The sequence below is a fragment of the Chitinophaga sp. SVR4-12A genome, assembly GCF_056754765.1.
In genome coordinates, this window is the sequence record NZ_JBPGWP010000001.1 from 4,695,553 (window position 1) to 4,713,313 (window position 17,761).

The 17,761-nt window shown below is 48.8% G+C and carries 23 protein-coding genes; 13 read left to right on the plus strand and 10 right to left on the minus strand.

Going from position 1 to position 17,761, the window contains the following annotated elements; genetic code table 11:
- Positions 1 to 12 precede the first annotated feature (12 nt).
- Both ACR9Y8_RS19315 and ACR9Y8_RS19320 read left to right on the plus strand, forming a co-directional pair.
- Complete coding sequence (locus tag ACR9Y8_RS19315; protein ID WP_481214889.1) at positions 13 to 561, plus strand: MerR family transcriptional regulator; 549 nt, start codon at positions 13 to 15, stop codon at positions 559 to 561.
- Positions 562 to 571: 10 nt separating this feature from the next.
- Positions 572 to 1,087 carry a thioredoxin domain-containing protein gene (locus tag ACR9Y8_RS19320; RefSeq protein WP_481214890.1) on the plus strand — a complete coding sequence of 172 codons (516 nt, stop codon included), beginning with the start codon at positions 572 to 574 and terminating at the stop codon, positions 1,085 to 1,087.
- Between the two features lie 65 nt (positions 1,088 to 1,152).
- Here ACR9Y8_RS19320 and ACR9Y8_RS19325 read toward each other — a convergent pair whose 3' ends face one another.
- A complete protein-coding gene (locus tag ACR9Y8_RS19325) occupies positions 1,153 to 2,244 on the minus strand; it encodes a mechanosensitive ion channel family protein (RefSeq protein ID WP_481214891.1) in 1,092 nt (363 codons plus the stop codon).
- 84 nt (positions 2,245 to 2,328) lie between these two features.
- Positions 2,329 to 3,486, minus strand: coding sequence for an amidohydrolase family protein (locus ACR9Y8_RS19330; protein ID WP_481214892.1), 1,158 nt, complete (start codon positions 3,484 to 3,486; stop codon positions 2,329 to 2,331).
- A gap of 103 nt (positions 3,487 to 3,589) precedes the next feature.
- Here ACR9Y8_RS19330 and prfA point away from each other — a divergent pair, with 103 nt between their 5' ends.
- The 3 genes from prfA to ACR9Y8_RS19345 all read left to right on the plus strand — a co-directional run bounded on the left by prfA (position 3,590) and on the right by ACR9Y8_RS19345 (position 6,253).
- Positions 3,590 to 4,654 (plus strand): peptide chain release factor 1, encoded by a 1,065-nt coding sequence (gene prfA, locus ACR9Y8_RS19335; RefSeq protein ID WP_481214893.1) that lies wholly within the window; start codon positions 3,590 to 3,592, stop codon positions 4,652 to 4,654.
- Between the two features lie 133 nt (positions 4,655 to 4,787).
- Positions 4,788 to 5,384 carry a hypothetical protein gene (locus ACR9Y8_RS19340; RefSeq protein WP_481214894.1) on the plus strand — a complete coding sequence of 199 codons (597 nt, stop codon included), beginning with the start codon at positions 4,788 to 4,790 and terminating at the stop codon, positions 5,382 to 5,384.
- Between the two features lie 185 nt (positions 5,385 to 5,569).
- Complete coding sequence (locus tag ACR9Y8_RS19345) at positions 5,570 to 6,253, plus strand: YiaD family glycine zipper/OmpA-like lipoprotein (protein WP_481214895.1); 684 nt, start codon at positions 5,570 to 5,572, stop codon at positions 6,251 to 6,253.
- 76 nt (positions 6,254 to 6,329) lie between these two features.
- Here ACR9Y8_RS19345 and ACR9Y8_RS19350 read toward each other — a convergent pair whose 3' ends face one another.
- The 5 genes from ACR9Y8_RS19350 to ACR9Y8_RS19370 all read right to left on the minus strand — a co-directional run bounded on the left by ACR9Y8_RS19350 (position 6,330) and on the right by ACR9Y8_RS19370 (position 8,908).
- On the minus strand, positions 6,330 to 6,731 hold the full coding sequence (locus tag ACR9Y8_RS19350; RefSeq protein WP_481214896.1) for a VanZ family protein: 402 nt from the start codon (positions 6,729 to 6,731) through the stop codon (positions 6,330 to 6,332).
- A gap of 107 nt (positions 6,732 to 6,838) precedes the next feature.
- The gene (gcvH, locus tag ACR9Y8_RS19355) at positions 6,839 to 7,219 is read right to left on the minus strand and encodes a glycine cleavage system protein GcvH (RefSeq protein WP_481214897.1); all 381 of its coding nucleotides are present in this window, start codon (positions 7,217 to 7,219) and stop codon (positions 6,839 to 6,841) included.
- A gap of 83 nt (positions 7,220 to 7,302) precedes the next feature.
- Positions 7,303 to 7,962: a peptidylprolyl isomerase gene (locus tag ACR9Y8_RS19360; protein ID WP_481214898.1), complete on the minus strand. Its 660-nt coding sequence runs from the start codon at positions 7,960 to 7,962 to the stop codon at positions 7,303 to 7,305.
- A gap of 61 nt (positions 7,963 to 8,023) precedes the next feature.
- Positions 8,024 to 8,563 (minus strand): GNAT family N-acetyltransferase, encoded by a 540-nt coding sequence (locus ACR9Y8_RS19365; RefSeq protein ID WP_481214899.1) that lies wholly within the window; start codon positions 8,561 to 8,563, stop codon positions 8,024 to 8,026.
- A 9-nt stretch (positions 8,564 to 8,572) separates the two neighbouring features.
- Positions 8,573 to 8,908, minus strand: coding sequence for a hypothetical protein (locus tag ACR9Y8_RS19370; RefSeq protein WP_481214900.1), 336 nt, complete (start codon positions 8,906 to 8,908; stop codon positions 8,573 to 8,575).
- Positions 8,909 to 9,261: 353 nt separating this feature from the next.
- Here ACR9Y8_RS19370 and ACR9Y8_RS19375 point away from each other — a divergent pair, with 353 nt between their 5' ends.
- From ACR9Y8_RS19375 to rsgA, 5 genes are all read left to right on the plus strand, one after another.
- The gene (locus tag ACR9Y8_RS19375; protein ID WP_481214901.1) at positions 9,262 to 10,263 is read left to right on the plus strand and encodes an AAA family ATPase; all 1,002 of its coding nucleotides are present in this window, start codon (positions 9,262 to 9,264) and stop codon (positions 10,261 to 10,263) included.
- A gap of 49 nt (positions 10,264 to 10,312) precedes the next feature.
- Positions 10,313 to 11,182, plus strand: coding sequence for a DUF58 domain-containing protein (locus tag ACR9Y8_RS19380; RefSeq protein ID WP_481214902.1), 870 nt, complete (start codon positions 10,313 to 10,315; stop codon positions 11,180 to 11,182).
- Between the two features lie 25 nt (positions 11,183 to 11,207).
- Positions 11,208 to 12,215: a hypothetical protein gene (locus ACR9Y8_RS19385; protein WP_481214903.1), complete on the plus strand. Its 1,008-nt coding sequence runs from the start codon at positions 11,208 to 11,210 to the stop codon at positions 12,213 to 12,215.
- A 64-nt stretch (positions 12,216 to 12,279) separates the two neighbouring features.
- The gene (locus tag ACR9Y8_RS19390) at positions 12,280 to 13,290 is read left to right on the plus strand and encodes a vWA domain-containing protein (protein WP_481214904.1); all 1,011 of its coding nucleotides are present in this window, start codon (positions 12,280 to 12,282) and stop codon (positions 13,288 to 13,290) included.
- An 89-nt stretch (positions 13,291 to 13,379) separates the two neighbouring features.
- Positions 13,380 to 14,315 (plus strand): ribosome small subunit-dependent GTPase A, encoded by a 936-nt coding sequence (gene rsgA, locus ACR9Y8_RS19395; RefSeq protein WP_481214905.1) that lies wholly within the window; start codon positions 13,380 to 13,382, stop codon positions 14,313 to 14,315.
- On the opposite strand, the gene ACR9Y8_RS19400 is transcribed toward rsgA, so the two are convergent.
- The 3 genes from ACR9Y8_RS19400 to ACR9Y8_RS19410 are packed head-to-tail and all read right to left on the minus strand — an operon-like array spanning position 14,312 to position 15,220.
- Positions 14,312 to 14,476: a hypothetical protein gene (locus tag ACR9Y8_RS19400; RefSeq protein ID WP_481214906.1), complete on the minus strand. Its 165-nt coding sequence runs from the start codon at positions 14,474 to 14,476 to the stop codon at positions 14,312 to 14,314. The two genes, rsgA and ACR9Y8_RS19400, sit on opposite strands and share 4 nt — an antisense overlap.
- Positions 14,477 to 14,514: 38 nt before the next feature.
- Complete coding sequence (locus ACR9Y8_RS19405; protein WP_481214907.1) at positions 14,515 to 14,667, minus strand: hypothetical protein; 153 nt, start codon at positions 14,665 to 14,667, stop codon at positions 14,515 to 14,517.
- A 40-nt stretch (positions 14,668 to 14,707) separates the two neighbouring features.
- Positions 14,708 to 15,220 carry a gamma carbonic anhydrase family protein gene (locus ACR9Y8_RS19410; protein WP_481214908.1) on the minus strand — a complete coding sequence of 171 codons (513 nt, stop codon included), beginning with the start codon at positions 15,218 to 15,220 and terminating at the stop codon, positions 14,708 to 14,710.
- A 50-nt stretch (positions 15,221 to 15,270) separates the two neighbouring features.
- Between ACR9Y8_RS19410 and ACR9Y8_RS19415 the strand changes: the two genes are divergently transcribed.
- The 3 genes from ACR9Y8_RS19415 (at position 15,271) to ACR9Y8_RS19425 (ending at position 17,708) form a co-directional block, all read left to right on the plus strand.
- Positions 15,271 to 16,464, plus strand: coding sequence for an aspartate aminotransferase family protein (locus ACR9Y8_RS19415; protein ID WP_481214909.1), 1,194 nt, complete (start codon positions 15,271 to 15,273; stop codon positions 16,462 to 16,464).
- A 245-nt stretch (positions 16,465 to 16,709) separates the two neighbouring features.
- Complete coding sequence (locus tag ACR9Y8_RS19420) at positions 16,710 to 17,354, plus strand: hypothetical protein (RefSeq protein WP_481214910.1); 645 nt, start codon at positions 16,710 to 16,712, stop codon at positions 17,352 to 17,354.
- A gap of 57 nt (positions 17,355 to 17,411) precedes the next feature.
- The gene (locus ACR9Y8_RS19425) at positions 17,412 to 17,708 is read left to right on the plus strand and encodes a transcriptional regulator (protein WP_049809582.1); all 297 of its coding nucleotides are present in this window, start codon (positions 17,412 to 17,414) and stop codon (positions 17,706 to 17,708) included.
- The last annotated feature ends 53 nt before the right edge of the window (positions 17,709 to 17,761 follow it).

The following is a 17,761-nucleotide window of genomic DNA, read 5'->3' on the forward strand; positions in this document are numbered from 1 at the left end:
TTGATTTCTGCCATGATGCACCAATTGGACCTTTTCGGCTCCCTGGAACCAGCACCAACGCCGGTGCAAAGCGCAGTAGCAGTCATAGCGCCGCCTCAGTCCAGGGTTGCTGTAGCAGAAAAAACGGCCGCTGTTCCGGAAGATGTAACAGTACCTGCAGTTCCGCAAAAAAAGAAGCGGGGGCGTAAATCTTTGAAAGAAGTAAGTGAGGATACAGATGTGATTAAAGAACTTGACAAGATGACGCTGGATAAACAATACTACTCCATCAGTGAAGTAGCAGGCATGTTTCGCGTCAATACCTCCCTCATCCGCTATTGGGAAAATGAATTTGATATACTGCAACCCAAAAAGAACCGTAAGGGAGATCGCCTCTTCCGCCAGGAAGATATTCAACACCTGAAGCTGATCTATCATCTGCTGCGGGAAAGGAAGTACACCATAGAAGGCGCGAAACAGAAACTCAAGGAAGACAAAAAATTAGCCGCCCGTAATTTTGAAATGGTACAGGCTTTGCTTAAAGTAAGAGGGTTCCTGACAGAACTCAAAGATCAATTATAAAAAAATGGTTATGCGATTAAAAACTTTATTACTGGGTGGAACGCTATTATTTTTTGTTACCCTTGCATGGGCGCAGAATGGAGGAAGCAGCGGCAAGGTGCTGAAAGGTAAGCTGGATCTGAAAACCTTAACAAGCGACACCGCTTATGCCTGGTTCTATACCGGCGTAAATAAATATCAGCCGAACGACAATATGTTGAACTATATCAAGTCTAACCGCGAAAAGTTCAATGTAGTGGCCCTGATCGGTACCTGGGACGAACAAAGCCGCGTGCTGTTCCCCCAGCTGTATAAAGTAATGGTGCTGGCTGGCAGCCCTGAAACACAGATGCTGATCTTTGGTGCAGACGAAAAACTGGATACCGGTGCACCGGTTGAATATAAACTCAAGAGAGTGCCTACTTTCATCATATTAAAGGAAGGGAAAGAGCTGGGCCGCATCTCCGGTAATGTAGAAGAATCCATTGAAGCAGATATCGCAAAGATCCTTTTGAAAGCTGATAAGAAAGCGAAAGGAGACGATTGAGTGATCTGCTGATCCTCATATATCAATGTGCTGATGAATTTTTCATCAGCACATTTTTTTTATTATCAATTTGCCACCATTTCAATCTTGGTGCTGGGTAGTTTCACACCATGCTGTTCCATCAGGCGTATAATGCCCAGGTTAATGGTTTCGCGCAGTGCCGCGTATTGTACGCCTTCAATGATATAGGTGTTGTAGACGATCTGCACCCAGTAAGTATCTTTATTAAAATCATGCAGGTTCACAATGTACCCGGGCAGTATGTTATTATTATTGCCCAGCAGCTGCTTGATATCCCGCAATAAGTCGATAACGGTATTGGAAGGTGTTTCTGTTGGCAGCTCCAGCTTCAGCACCACCCGCTGCTGCGTGCGCAGCGTAAGGTTGTCGAGAATACTATCCACCATCTTCTTATTAGGTACGGTTACAAAGGTCTTTTCCAGTGTGCGGATCCGCGTGCTGCGTAAACCGATCTTTTCTACCGAGCCCTGGTAAGCATCCACCTTAACGCTGTCACCTACACGGAAGGGTTTGTCAAAGAAGATGATGAAAGAGCCGATCAGGTTCTCTATACTTTCCTTGGCAGCCAGTGCAAGGGCTGCTGCACCGATACCAAGACCCGCTATCAGCTTGTTCACCAGCTCTGAGCCAAACAACACCCGTATCAGCACAATGATGCCTAATATGGAAATAATGGCTTTGAAGAAATCCCTGAAGAAGACGATAAACTGGTTATCCGTCATATCCGGCGTCAGATCTGCCTGCTTTTCCAGTATCAGCGCTACAAAGTCAATAAGGCGCAGCAGGATCCATAACACACATACGCAGAATGCTATCTGCTGAAGGGTATCTGCCAGGTTCCTCAGGCTGTATTGATTATAGATCTTGAAGTTCAGTTCAGGAGGGAACCGGAAATGGTCTATTGTGAGCAGAAAAGCTACCAGCAGCAGGAAATACTCCAGGGGCCGTAACAGTAAATGTGTCAGTTCCGACCGCTCTATCTGTGGAGACAGATGTTTTACCAGGTTATAAACGCCGGAAGCAATACCTTTTGACAAATACCGCTTTACAGAAAACACCACTACCAATATGATTGCCATTATCAGGTAACTGCGTACAGGGTTGCCCAGTATCAGCTGGTCAAGAAACGTATTCATTTTTTTTATTATTTCAGAATGCAAATATAACCGTTCCCTTCAGGAAACCTATCTTCCATATACCTTCCACATACCCCCCGGGTTTTACACTAAGCGTTTACAATGGTCTTTTTCTATCAGTACCACCCCTGGTTTTTTGCCGGGGGCAAAACTGCCGTAACGGGCGTCTATACCTAATGCCTTTGCTCCGTTCAGCGTAGCCCATTGCAGTACTTCTGTTAAGGGAATGGAAGGAAAGTGCTGCCGGATGGTCTGTATCTCTTTCCAGATAGATAGCTGGTGATTGGAAGCGAGGCTGTCGGTACCCAGTGTCAGGGTACATTGCAGGTGGCGCAGCAGCATAATATCTGGCAGGCGGTCTTCAATATACAGGTTGGCCTGTGGGCAAAGGCACCAGTAAACAGGCAGCTTACGCTGCAGGGCCGCCTGTATATCGGCTTCCGTTGTGAAAGTGTTATGCACCAGTAAGAGCGGACTGCCTGCCAGATAAGAAAGGCAGGCTTGCAGGCTGCTGGTATGGCGGGGCGTAAAACTGCTGATATCCATACCAAAGCGCTGGTAGAAATCCAGGAAAGGCCCTGTTTTGTTAAGATACAGGTCATTTTCAGCCGGGCTTTCCTGGTTATGGATGGTAAGGGGGCTGTTGCCAGGCAAGGCCGCCAGCAGGCCAAACAAGGTGGCGCTTACTGAATAGGGCGCATGTGGAACAAGAGAACAGCTGTGAAAGGCGCTGTTGATGGCACTGAACTGGCGGTATACCTCCAGGCTTTGTTCAAATCTTTTCTCCGCCACGGCATCTATGAAGCCCATACATTCTATAAAGGAGTGATAATACAGCCGGCTTCCCTTTTTATGAGCCAGTGTAGTGGTGCCGTTACAGATATCGCCCACGGCGGAAATGCCTTCCTCCCACATCCGGGTGGCCGCAGCTTCCATCATTTCAGCTGCTGTCAGCGGTCCTGCATGTTCGCCCCGCTGCGTCATTACCGCTGTAAGGAATGCAGGTAACCCGGTTTTTTCAGGGATCACTCCCTGCATGTGTGACAGCTCCAGGTGGCAATGGGTATTGATGAAACCAGGGCACAACAGGCCGTCCATTTCCTGTACGTCCTCCCCGGCCGCCGTTTTATCCACAATATCCAGTACGGTGCCGTCTGTATCAAGTATCAGTACTTTATCTGCGCCCAATAAGCGCGTTCCGTCGAATAGCTCCCTGCCGTTAAGTTTTATAGGTTCGGACATGCCCTTATCGGATGGTTTATAATTAAAAATCAAATTTAATTCAGCGTAAATGATATTAATTTTGCACTCCCGGCTACCCCCGGGATGATTTTCAAAGATAATTATGATAGATAAACTAGAAGCGATAAAAGGCCGGTTTGATCAGGTAGCACTGGCGCTGACCAACCCGGAAATAGTAAGCGATAACAAGCAGTTTAGTAAGCTGAGTAAGGAATACAGGCAGCTTGAAAAGGTAGTGAAGGCCTACGATGCCTACCGTAAACTGCTCGACGCTATTGCTTTTAACAAGGAAGTCCTTGAAAGCGGTGATGAGGAAATGCGGGAACTGGCTAAAGAGGAAACAGAAGGGCTATACCAGCAAAAAGAAGAGCAGGAAGCGGAGATCCGCAACCTGCTGATCCCCAAAGATCCCCAGGACGAAAGAAATGCTATCCTCGAAATACGGGGTGGTACCGGGGGCGATGAAGCCGCCCTTTTTGCCGGTGACCTGTTGCGCATGTACCTGCGTTACTGCGAAACCAGGGGCTGGAGCACCAGTATTATGAGCGAGACCCCGGGCGCCGTGGGCGGTTATAAAGAAATAGCCGTTGAAGTGAACGGGGACGATGTATATGGGATCCTCAAGTTCGAGTCAGGCGTGCACCGCGTACAACGCGTACCCGCTACCGAAGCCTCCGGCAGGGTGCATACCTCTGCAGCCACGGTGGCTGTGCTTCCCGAGGCAGATGAAGTGGACGTGGAAATAAGGGACGCCGATATTAAAATGGACACCTTCCGGTCTTCCGGTGCAGGTGGTCAGCACGTGAACAAAACTGAATCCGCCGTACGCCTTACGCATATTCCCACAGGCACTGTTGTTGAGTGCCAGGAAGGCCGTAGCCAGCACTCCAACAGGGATATCGCCATGAAGATGTTACGCACCCGTATATACGAAGCGGCTGTACGCAAGCACGAAGAGGCTATCGCCTCCCAACGTAAAAGCCTTGTGTCCACCGGCGACCGCTCCGCCAAGATTCGTACCTATAACTACCCGCAGGGTCGTGTAACAGACCACCGTATCGGGATGACGATCTATAACCTTGATGCCTTTATGAACGGTGATATCCATGAAATGATCGAAGCCCTGCAGTTTGCGGAGAATGCAGAGAAGCTGAAGCAGGGAGCGTGAAATAGTTGATGTTTAAGGGTTTGAGATGGAGAGAGAAAGAAGATAGGAAGACTTAACCGGCTGGCGTAAACAATTTAGGTTTAAGATATGTTTAATACTTGGCCCGAATATGGGTCACTCAAACCGTATCATCATGCTGGAACAATTACTCAATCTCGTTAAAGAGCAGGCACAGGGCCCGGTAATAAACAACCCCGCAGTGCCCAATGAACAGAATGAAGCAGTGATCAATGCCGCCACTGCATCTATCGCTTCCGGCCTGCAGGAAGAAATTGCCAACGGTAATGCTACTCAGGTGGTCAGCCTCCTGGGCGGCGCCGGCTCGGCTCCTGATCCGCAAAACCCGGTGGTGAACAGAATATCCGGCAACTTCGTGGATACCCTCCTCCGGAAATTTAATTTGGACTCCGGCGCTGCCAGGCAGATAGCCGGTACCCTCATTCCTTCCGTATTGGGCTCCCTGGTACACAAGACCAATGACCCTAACGACAACAGTTTCAACCTGCAAAGCATCCTCAACTCACTCACCGGCGGCAAGGCCCAGGGATTGGACCTGTCCGGTATATTGGGACGGCTGGCCGGTGGCGGACTGGATAAGGACGGGGATGGTGATGTAGACCTCCAGGACCTGATGGGTGCACTTTCCTCAGGCGCCCGCCAACAGCAACAACAGCAGCAACAACCTGCCTCAGGCGGTTTGGGCGGTATGCTCAAGAACCTGTTGGGATGATGCCCGCTTATATGACCTTATTTATCCACATGCCCGACGTGTGAATAAATTCATATGTTCATACTTTGTTAAGATTCAATAAACTATAACCGTCAAGTGGATTTTGGCAAAGTATTTGAATTTCTCTGACAGGATCAGATTTTTCGCCTGATAATTAACCATTGATAAAATCAAAAAACATACGGATGAAACAAAAACTGAATGCAATAGTAGCCGTAGCATTATCTGCTACTGTACTTTTTGGCTGTAGCACCTGGCAAGGCATGGATAACACTAAAAAAGGCGCTGTAATAGGCGTTGGTGGCGGCGCCGCAACAGGTGCTGCTATAGGTAAAGCTGCCGGGAACACCGCACTTGGAGCTATCATCGGGGCTGCTGTAGGCGGCACTGCTGGTGTGCTCATCGGTAAAAAAATGGATAAGCAAGCGCAGGAGATCAAGAGTGAAGTGCCTAATGCACAGGTAGAGCGCGTAGGTGAGGGTATCAACGTAACCTTCGCTTCAGGAGTGCTCTTCGGCTTCGATAAGTCCGATCTTACATCTACTGCCCAAGGCAACATTCAGGAGCTGGCGCAGATCCTGAACAAGTATCCTGACACATATGTGCGGGTAGAAGGCCACACAGATGATAAAGGTACAGACGAGTATAACGATGGTCTTTCACAAAGGCGTGCGAATGCCGTGGCTGCATACCTGCGCACACAGGGTGTTGCTGCTAATCGTATACAGGCCTATTGGTATGGTGAGAAACAGCCTAAGTTCCCGAATGATACAGAAGAGAACAGGGCTAAGAACCGCCGTGTAGAGTTCTCCATCTTTGCGAATGAAAAGATGAAACAGGAGGCAAAGAACGAGGCTTCCAAACAATAAGAACAGAATCACTTATTTCTCATAAAACGATAGGTTATATTCCCTCCGGCTTTCCGGAGGGAATTTTTTTTGCCGCTTAATGAACAGTAGCAGTCTTCGGTTTCATAAACCACCTGCGGAAAAGCTTAAATGCCCACACGCCCGCAATGGCGCCCAGTGTATCCGCTGACGCATCTTTCATATCAAAGCTTCGATCAATGGCATAATATTTCTGAACAAATTCTATGGCAAGTCCGTAGCATGCCGCACACAATACAAATGTGAGCAACATAAGGGTGGACACATGCTTTTTTTGCCAGTATTGTCCCAGCGCAAGAAAGAAAACAATTCCGCCGAACATGCCAAAATGCACCAGCTTATCAAGGTGCGGCAGGCTGAACCAGCCGGTGTGCGGAATATCTTTGCCCGGTAAAGTACAAAGCACAAGAATGAGTATGATCCATAAAATAGCCGGTATGTAATATCGTATTGCCTTCATTCCTGGTCTTTCTTTTTTAAGGTGGCTATAAAAGTAAGAAGTATGCAGCTAGAAGCTAACAAAATACTTCCTACCGCATACTTCTCATGGCGTATCGCCGCCTGGTATTATTCAGCTACTAATGCCTGGTAAGCAGCTGCATCCAGCAGCGCTGCCACATCAGCAGGATTTTTAACGGTCATTTTAATCATCCAGCCTCCTTCATACGGCTCCTGGTTCACCAGTTCAGGCTCACTCTCCAGCTCAGCGTTGATCTCAGTAATGGTACCGGCTACAGGCAGGAACAGATCGGAAACAGTTTTTACTGCTTCTACAGTGCCAAAAACTTCTTCTGCCTCCAGTGTTTTACCCACGGTAGGAATATCAACAAATACGATATCGCCTAATTCACGTTGTGCAAATTCAGTAATACCAATGGTGGCTGTATTACCTTCTAACAATATCCATTCGTGGTCCTTTGTGTACCGCAGATTTGATGGAAAATTCATAGCTGTTTTGATTTTAGGGGTAAAAGTAATGAAATTACAAAACACTCCAAGCAATGCACTCCCGGAGGAGGATGATCAAATGGTTAAAACAGCAGCCACTTCTTTACCAAACGTATCTTCATGGGCACGTCGGTGAGCGGCCGGTCATTCCCGTCTGTTTTAACAGCGGCTATCTTATCTATCACATCCATTCCTTTTATCACCTGTCCGAAAACAGTATAGCGTTGGTCCAGCTGAGGCGTGCCACCTTTGGTTTTATACACCTCGCGCTGGTCTACCGGTATCTTACGTCCGCCTAACCTGGTTTGTTCAAGCTTGTCAAGCTCGGCGTCTGTCCATTGTTTTCCCTGTACAATGTAGAACTGGCAACCGGAAGAGGCCTTAGCCGGGTTTTCGTCACGTGCTGCTGCCAGCACACCTTTCCGGTGAAAGAGATCCAGCTGGAACTCGGCGGGTATGGTATAGCCATTCTCGCCATTGCCCAGTACAGCGCCCGGCTTTGCATGTCTTGATTCCGGATCTCCGCCCTGTATCATGAAGGTATTGATCACCCGGTGAAACAACAGGCTATCATAAAAATGTTGTTTCACCAGTTTAATGAAATTGTCGCGATGCTGAGGCGTTTGATCGTACAGCAGGATGATCATCATACCGTAAGGGGTGAGCACCTTCACTTTCCTGTGTTTGCACATGGCGCCTGTAGCTGCGCCCAATAGGAGAAGTAACAATAGGAGTTTTTTCATAGTTGCTGTCATTCATCGTAATATACACATTAAATCCACCCTCACTGGTAATTGCCAATAGCTAGCTGCTAACAGCTTTCTTATACAGCCAATCTGTATCCAGCTGGCTGCCCACCATAAAACTGTGTTCGCCAAATCTTTCAAAGCCTTCCCTTTCATAAAAGTCACGGGCCTTTGTATTATGTTCCCACACGCCCAGCCAGATATAATTTACCTGGTGTTCCCTGGCCACCGCATAGGCATGGTGGATAAGCGCTTTACCCAGCTTAAAGCCCTGGAAGGCCTGCAGTACATAGATCTTTTCCAGCTCCATCACAGGTGTAGGCAGGATGGTGCCTGCCTTATCATCGGGCTGTTTATTGATGTTCAGTTTCAGGAACCCGGCAGGGGCCTCGCCGTAATAACAGATATAATAACGGGCGCCTTCCTGCAGCAATTCGTGTTTTAACGCAGCAGGGCTTTTCTTATCGCTAAGAAAGGCTTCCAGGTCTTCCCTACTGTAAATGTGGCGAAAAGTTTCTGTAAAGGTTTGCTGCTCCAGTACTACCAGGGTATCCAGCATATCCGGTTGCACGGGGCGGATAGCAATTATGGGCGTCATGTGTTTGTTTTACTCGTCTTCTACCTCAAAATACGCAATGATATGCTCCTGCAGAAATCTTTCCTGTTCGGCCAGGCCCATTTTAGGTACCGGCTGCACTTCCTTAAAATGCGGCCATCCGTCGGCATCATATCCCTCCAATTCAAAATAACCGCTCTGGCTGAGCAAAGTGCAGGTGGCAACATGCATCAGGTCCTGCTTCTGCTCCTTGGTAAATTTCTTATTCAGTTTGCCCAGTTCCTGTATACCAATGAGAAAGAGGATAGCCTCCATATTAGGGGTTTTGCCAAACCTTTCGGTCAGCATCTGTTCGATATGTTTCCAGCGCAGCTCAAAATCGTTCATAGTATATATTGATTGTTAGATGATTGATTGTTAGCTGCAAAGGTACGTTATAAAAAAAGATGATATAAATATCCCGGGGCTTTATTAACTTGGGGGCCGCCTGCTGGAATTACGAATTTGGCAAATGCGTAGCATTCATGAACACCAATGAGAATGAATTCTTAAAGTGAATGATTACAAATTATGAATTTTACTTACAGATGAGTTAAATTCGCTATAATTCAATTCGTAATTCGTAATTGCCTAATTCGTAATTGATATTTAACGGCATTTTAACGGCCCGGAAGCCCTGTGGCAGCGTGTTTTGGGTATAATATGTTTATTTTAGCAATCCTGAAAAATAAATGCATAGCATGGAGAATACATCGCAAGACATCCGTCAATTGAATGAAAAGATCCACCAGGCCAGCGCATTCGTAGACCTGTTGAATATTGAGCTGGGAAAGGTGATCGTAGGCCAGCGCTACATGGTAGAACGCCTGCTGATAGGCCTGCTCGCCCAGGGCCACGTACTCCTGGAAGGGGTGCCCGGGCTTGCTAAAACACTGTCCATCAAATCTTTATCATCTGCTATCAATGCCAAATTCAGCCGTATACAGTTCACACCAGACCTGTTACCGGCCGACGTAATAGGCACCATGATATATAACCAGCAACGCAACGAGTTTGTGGTGCGCAGAGGCCCCATCTTCGCCAACTTCATATTGGCGGATGAGATCAACCGCGCCCCCGCTAAAGTACAGAGCGCCCTGCTGGAAGCCATGCAGGAAAAACAGATCACTATCGGCGACAGCACCTTCAAACTGGAAGAGCCCTTCCTGGTACTGGCTACCCAGAACCCGATCGAGCAGGAAGGTACTTACACCCTGCCCGAAGCACAGGTAGACCGTTTCATGCTGAAAGTGGTGATCGGTTATCCCACCAAGGAAGAAGAAAGACACATCATCCGTCAGAACCTGAATCCTGGAGGTATGGCTACTATTAACCCGGTAATACAGCCCTCCGATATCGTAGAGGCCCGTAAGCTGGTAAGAGAAGTATACATGGACGAAAAAATAGAACGCTATATCCTCGATATCGTTTTCGCTACCCGTCATCCGGAAGAATACAAGCTGCAGAAGCTTAAACCGCTGATCTCCTACGGCGGCTCGCCCAGGGCCAGTATCAGCCTTGCCTGGGCAGCCAAATCTTACGCGTTCATGAAACGACGCGGTTATGTGATCCCTGAAGACGTACGCAGCATCTGTTTCGACGTAATGCGCCATCGCGTGGGCCTTACCTACGAAGCAGAAGCAGAGAACGTTACCTCAGAGAACATCCTGAGCGAGATCCTCAACGCCGTGGAAGTACCATGATCCCAGACCTGCATTATTAATTTTTAATTATTCATTATTAATTAAAAGCGTGGATACTGCTGAAATACTTAAAAAGGTAAGACGCCTTGAAATAAAGACCAGGGGCCTCTCCAACCATATCTTCTCCGGGGAGTACCATAGTGCTTTTAAAGGAAGGGGCATGTCTTTCAGTGAAGTAAGGGAATACCAGTTTGGCGATGACGTGCGGGATATTGACTGGAACGTAACGGCCCGCTTTAATCATCCTTTCGTAAAGGTATTTGAAGAGGAGCGTGAGCTTACCGTGATGTTGCTGGTAGACGTAAGCGAGAGCTCCGTTTTTGGCACCATTCATCAGAACAAACGGAACCTTATCACGGAGATCTGTGCCGTGATGGCCTTCTCCGCCATCAACAATAATGATAAGGTAGGCGTAATCTTCTTCAGCAACGGCGTAGAAAAATATATTCCTCCCAAAAAAGGGAAATCACATATCCTGTTTATCATCAGGGAACTACTGTCCTTCAAGCCCAAAAAGAAAGGCACCGATATCAGGGAAACCCTGCGCTTCTTCAACAACGCCGCCAAAAAGCGGAGCATCGTTTTTCTTTTGAGCGATTTTCTGGCTGGCGCCGATTACCAGGATGCACTGAATATTGCCTCCAAACGGCATGACGTAGTGGGTGTGCACGTGTACGACCAGCGCGATAAGGAGCTGCCGCCCGTTGGCCTCATCCAGATGGCTGATGCCGAAACCGGCGCCCGTCAATGGGTAGACGCCGCGGATAAACGGGTGCAGCAGTATTATACCCAGCAATTCCATCAACATGTACAGTACTGTCGTAACGCCTTCCGCAAAAGCGGGGCGGAGCTGATCAGTGTACGTACCGATGAGGACTATGTAAAGGCATTGCAGACATTTTTCCTGAACAGGGCATAAGTTTTAAAGCGGAGCAAAAACCATCATGCGAAAAAGAACAATAGTAAAGAGCATTTTTTTAATTGTGTTGCTGGGCTATGTGCTTTGTCCTTTCCGTTCGTTTGCGCAAAATAATATCGATGTAAGGGCGCAGGCCGATACGGATAAGCTGCGTATTGGCGAACAGCTGAAACTTGAATTGTCTGCCACCGTAGATGTGAACAGGCTGAAAGAAGCCGGTCTCCAGCTGGTCTTCCCCAGCCTGCCGGATTCATTTGCCCATTGGGAAGTAGTAGACCGGTCCAAAGTAGATACTTCGGGCAGCGCACGGGAACAGCTGTTCAGGCAGGTGATCACCCTCACCAGCTTCGACTCCGGCCACTGGCAGATCCCCTCCCTGAAGTTTGAGCTGCAGGCCGCTGCAGGTGCGGTTGATTCTGCCTTTACCGCTCCTATCGGTATTGATGTAGACAACGTAGCGGTAGATACAACCAAAGCCTTCAAGCCTATCAAAGGCGTAAGGACCGTACCCATTAACCTGTGGGAGGCCATCCTCGATTTCCTCAAGGAATACTGGCCCTTTATCGTGTCTGGCCTGGTGCTCCTCGGATTGATCATAGGCTGGTTCATATACATGCGCAAACGTCCCGCCAAAGCGCCTGCTCCGCCCCCTGTGCCGCTGGAAGCCCCGTTTGACAGGGCTATTCGCCAGCTGAAAGAGCTGGCCGCAGAAAAGGTATGGCAGCAGGGCCATGTAAAAGAATACTATACCCGGCTTACAGATGTGCTGCGCACTTATTTTGAAGACCAGTTCGGCATCGCTGCCCTGGAACAAACCAGTGCAGAGCTGCTGCAGAACATAAAACCGGTGACCATATTGAACCAGCAGCGGGAGAAATTGCGCGCCCTGCTGTCACTGGCAGACCTGGCTAAATTTGCCAAGCTGCAGCCCACACCTGAGGAGCATGAAGACAGCCTGCAAAAGGCGCTTGAAATAGTGGAGTGGACCAAACCGGCCGTAAAAACGGCTGAAAGCGAAACGCCAAATGCTTAACGCTGCGTTCTGCCTTTAGCATTAGCGTTCAGCGTAATTGTTAACGTAACTCGTAATTGACTCAATGGACCTGTCGATCTGGAAAAATATAACATTCGCCTATCCCTGGTGCTTCTGGCTCCTGCTGCTGATACCACTCATGATCTATTGGTATGTGAAACAGAACAGGCGTCAGCAGGGGGCTTTACAGGTATCCTCTATACAGGGGCTCAAAGGCTTGCCCGTTTCCTGGAAAGCCCGCCTGCGCCCCATCCTGCTGGTATTGCGGGTCCTGGCTTATGCTGCGCTGGTAACAGCGCTGGCCCGTCCTCAAACCAGCAACACCTCAGAAAATATTGACAGTGAAGGCATAGATATCGTTTTAGGTATAGACATTTCCGGTAGTATGCTGGCAGAAGACCTGCAGCCCAACCGCCTGGAAGCCGCCAAGAAAGTAGCCGCCGATTTTGTGGAGAAACGTATCAGCGACCGTATCGGCCTCGTGATCTTTTCCGGCGAAAGCTTTACCCAATGCCCTATCACAACAGATCACGCCGTGCTGATCAACCAGATCATGCAGATCAAAAGCGGCATGCTCCAGGATGGTACCGCCATCGGTATGGGCCTGGCTACCTCCGTAGACCGCCTGCGCAGCAGCAAAGCCAAAAGCAAAGTGATCATCCTCCTTACAGATGGTGTGAACAATACAGGCTTAGTAGATCCGCTCACCGCCCTGGAAATAGCCAAAGCCTTTAAAATAAGGGTATATACCATTGGTGTGGGTACCTACGGCAAAGCGCCCTTCCCCATGACCATGCCTGACGGCAGCATCCAGATGCAGATGCAGGATGTGCAGATCGATGAGCCGCTGATGAAGAAGATCTCTTCCGAAACAGGTGGTAAGTACTTCCGGGCCACCAACACAACGGGTCTGGAGAAGGTGTACACAGAGATCGATAACCTTGAAAAAACGAAAGTAGAGATCACTTCCTATAAACACTACGCAGAACATTTCTTTCCCCTGGCCATGATAGCATTGGCTTGCCTGCTGCTGGAAGTAGTGCTGCGTTACACCGCTTTCCGTAGTCTTCCTTAAATAGTTGACAGTTGTTAGTTGACAGTTGTCAGTAATTGATATTGTATCTTCGCTAACTAATAACTAACAACTGTCAACTGACAACTTTCATGCAGGGAACCGTTTACAGATCAACCGGCAGCTGGTACACCGTGAAAACACCCGAGGGCAACACCTACCAGGCGCGCATTAAAGGTGTTTTTAAAATGGATGAGGATATCACTTCTACCAATCCCATAGCCGTGGGGGATATAGTAGAGATCGTGCCTGAAGACGGCGACAACAGCTCTGCCATGATCACGGACATCGCTCCGCGCAGGAACTACATCGTGCGCAGCTCTCCGCATAAAAGGGTACATAAGCACATTATCGCTGCCAACCTCGACCAGGCCATCCTGGTATGCACCGTGAAAGAACCGCGCACCTCCCGCGGCTTTATAGACCGTTTCCTGGTAACAGCAGCAGCCTATCATATTCCCGCTGTCCTGGTATTCAATAAAAAAGACCTGCTGAAAGAAAAGGACATGGAAAAATTCCTGGAATTGCACGCGGTATATACCGATATTGGATACTCCGTATTGCTGATCTCTGCCAAAAAAGGAGAGGGCATAGCAGAGATAAATGACTTATTGCATAACAAAACCTCGCTGATGTCAGGCCATTCAGGGGTGGGTAAATCGTCCCTGATCAATCAGTTGATGCCCGGACTGGCTTTACGTACCAAAGAAGTGAGTGGTTGGAGCGGGAAGGGTTTACATACCACCACCTTTGCCGAAATGTTTGACCTGCCCGCAGAGATAGGCGGTAAACTGATAGATACGCCCGGTATCCGCGAACTGGGCATTGTAGATATACCTAAAACAGAGCTCTCTCATTATTTCCTGGAAATGCAACCCTATATCACGCAGTGCCAGTTCAACAACTGCCTGCATATCAATGAGCCGGGCTGCGCCGTAAAAGCGGCCGTAGAGGAGGGGAGTATTGACGAGGACCGTTACATTAGCTACGCTACTATCCTCGAATCGCTGGAGGAGGAAAAGTATTAAACCCTCCTCTCCTTATTTTTACCTGGCTTCATCAGCTCATCCAGCACTTTCTCAGCGCCCCAGTTCTGGCGGGGGGTAGGGCAACCGGTCTTTTGCGTACGGCAGGCATTCAGGGCCAGGAAGCAAACTGCTATGAGCAGCAGCACAATAGTGTTTCGCATAGGAGGCAGATATAAGGGTGAATGATCGCAGCACGGCCTTAGAATACGCGGCTGTCCATTTGTTTGCGGGCTTTTCTGTTCTCGCTCTTATTGCCTTTACTGTAGAAGTTATTGGCAGGGCAGCCTTGTTGCTGGGTAGCGCAGCCGGCCACCATGGCGCCAAGCCATAGAAGGAGTAAAAGTTTTTTCATAGGGAGGGTAAATTTTTACTACAAATATAAGTTTTTTTTACTATTTAAACCAGCTGGCGTACATGATGTAATTGTTGGCAATCCGGTTGATCTCCCCGTTCACCAGCTCCATGCTGATCTCTTTCACCTTTTTGGCCGGTACCCCGGCGTAGATAGTGCCGGGCTCCACCTGGGTGCCCTCCAGTACAACTGCCCCTGCAGCAATGATCGTGTTGCTGCCGATACGGACATTGTCCATGACGATGGCGCCCATGCCGATCAGCACATTGTCTTCTACCGTACAGCCATGCACGATGGCATTGTGGCCGATGGATACATTATCGCCGATGATCGTCTTCGTTTTTTCGTAAGTGCAGTGGATCACTGCGCCGTCCTGTATGTTCACCTTATTGCCTATACGAATGCTGTTCACATCACCGCGCACCACCGCATTGAACCATACGCTGCAACCGTCGCCCATTGTCACGTCGCCAACAATAGTAGCATTAGGCGCAATAAAGCAATCCTTTCCAAATTCGGGCTGTATCCCTTTAACAGGTAATATAACGGGCATATCGTAAGTTTTATTACCACAAATGTAACAATTACTACCTTCGTATCTGTATGAACAACCGGCAGCTATTTTTACGGCATGTAGCGCAAACTTCAGACGCTCCGTTAGCCCTGGAGATCGTTAAAGCCCAGGGAATGTATATGTGGGATGCAGATGGGAAACGTATCCTTGATCTCATTGCGGGCATCAGTGTTTGCAACGTGGGGCATTGTCATCCACAGGTGGTAAAAGCCATACAGGAACAGGCGCAACAGTATATGCACCTGTTGGTGTACGGAGAGCTGGTGCAGTCGCCACAGGTAGCCTATGCCAGGCTGCTCACCAGTCATTTGCCAGCCTCACTGAACAGTGTATACTTTACCAACTCCGGCGCCGAAGCCGTAGAAGGTGCTATGAAGCTCGCCAAACGCTATACCGGCAGAACGGAGATCATCGCCTTTAAGAACAGCTATCATGGTTCTACACAAGGTGCATTAAGCATCATCGGACAGGAAAGTATGCGTAATGCCTACCGTCCGCTCTTACCTGACATACAACATCTTGAATACAATGCCTGGGAGTCGCTGGATCATATTACGGAACGCACCGCCTGCGTGATTGCAGAAACCGTGCAGGGAGAAGCCGGGGTGCGTGTGCCTCAACAGGAATGGTTACACGCTTTGCGCGCAAAATGTACCCAAACAGGCACGCTCCTGGTACTGGACGAGATCCAGTGCGGCTTAGGGCGCAACGGTACGCTCTGGGCATTTGAACAGTTCGGCGTCGTGCCGGATATGCTTTTGCTCGGTAAAGCCCTGGGCGGCGGCATGCCGCTGGGCGCCTTCATTGCAAACCGCGATGTGATGTGGAGCCTCACCAATAACCCGGTACTGGGGCATATTACTACCTTTGGCGGCCACCCGGTCAATTGCGCCGCCGGTATGGCCGGCATGCAGGCCCTGCTGGAAGAAGATCTGGTATCCACTGTGAAAGAGAAAGAGCAATTATTCCATCAATACCTGCAGCATCCCGCCATCAAAAGCATCCGTTCCCTGGGGCTGATGATGGCTATAGAACTTGAAAGCTTTCCCATTAACAAAGCCGCCATTGACCACTGCATCAGCAAAGGCCTCCTTACAGACTGGTTCCTCTTTGCCCCCGAATGCCTGCGCATTGCTCCTCCGCTGATCATTACACCACAGCAGATCAAAGAAAGCTGTGACATCATATTGGATGCGCTGGATACAGTAACGGGTAAAAAGTAAAGACCATTTCCTCCGTCAGCTTTCACTACGGTCTCCCCCGTCGGCCTTCGCTCCAATCTCCTCAGGGTTATCACCGCTCCAATCTCCGCCGTCATTGCGAGAAGCGCAGAGCCTTGCGCGCGGGGCGCGACGAAGCAATCTTTTAAAAGTCTATCACCTCACCAATCCCCTCCCCAACAGATTAACATTTTTTTATTTGCTTAATCAAAAACTTCTCATAACTTTGAACTGCAAAGTACTTTAATATGAACGAACAGCAGCACCTGCAAACGTTAAGCGACATCAAGCGTATCATGGAACGAAGCAGCCGCTTCATTTCCCTCAGCGGCCTTAGTGGCGTATGGGCGGGTCTCAGCGGACTAGCCGGCGCATGGATCGCCTACGGTTGGCTAAACAGCTATTATAACGCATGGGATAGCCGTGGCAGTTATAGTGATGCAGATTACGCGGGCCTACGGCTTAAGCTGATCCTTTTGGCGGCAGGTGTATTACTGGTGGCCCTGGCTGGCGGTACCTACTTTACCTGGCGCAGGGCACGCCGAAACCAGCTGCCCATCTGGGACCCTACCTCCCGTAAGGTGCTGATCAATGTAGCCATTCCCCTGGCCACCGGCGCCTTCTTTATCCTGGGCCTGATAGCCGATAACCAGCCGGCGCTCATCGCACCCTCCTGCCTGGTGTTCTACGGACTGGCCCTGGTCAATACAAGCAAATATACCCTCTCCGATATACGCTATCTTGGTATTGCAGAAATAGTGTTGGGCATACTGAACCTTTTCTTTTTGCGCAGAGGGCTTTATTTTTGGACCCTGGGCTTTGGCGTGCTGCATATTATATATGGTGTTGTAATGTGGTGGAAATATGAACGTACTGCAAAAGCCGGTGGTTAAAAATAAATTGCTGCTTCCGCCATATTATCTGTAATTTTTTATGGAAATAGTGATCTGATGAATCCAATAGGTAATCTGAATAAATTATTTGACAGTCGCATACGCCTCGGGGTAATGAGCATATTGATAGTGAACGAGGAGGTAAGCTTCAACGACCTGAAGCAAATGCTGGAGCTGACGGATGGTAACCTCGCCTCCCATCTCACCACCCTGGAAGAGAACGGATACCTGAAAGTGCACAAGGGATTTGTAGGCCGCAAAACCAATACCACCTACTCCATCACTAAAGCCGGCGAAAAAGCCTTTAAAAGCCACCTCGCAGCATTGGAAAATATGATCAAATCTATCGAGTAAATTTTTTTTGTCCCTATACTTTGAAATACAAAGCACTTTTAAATTAGTTAAAG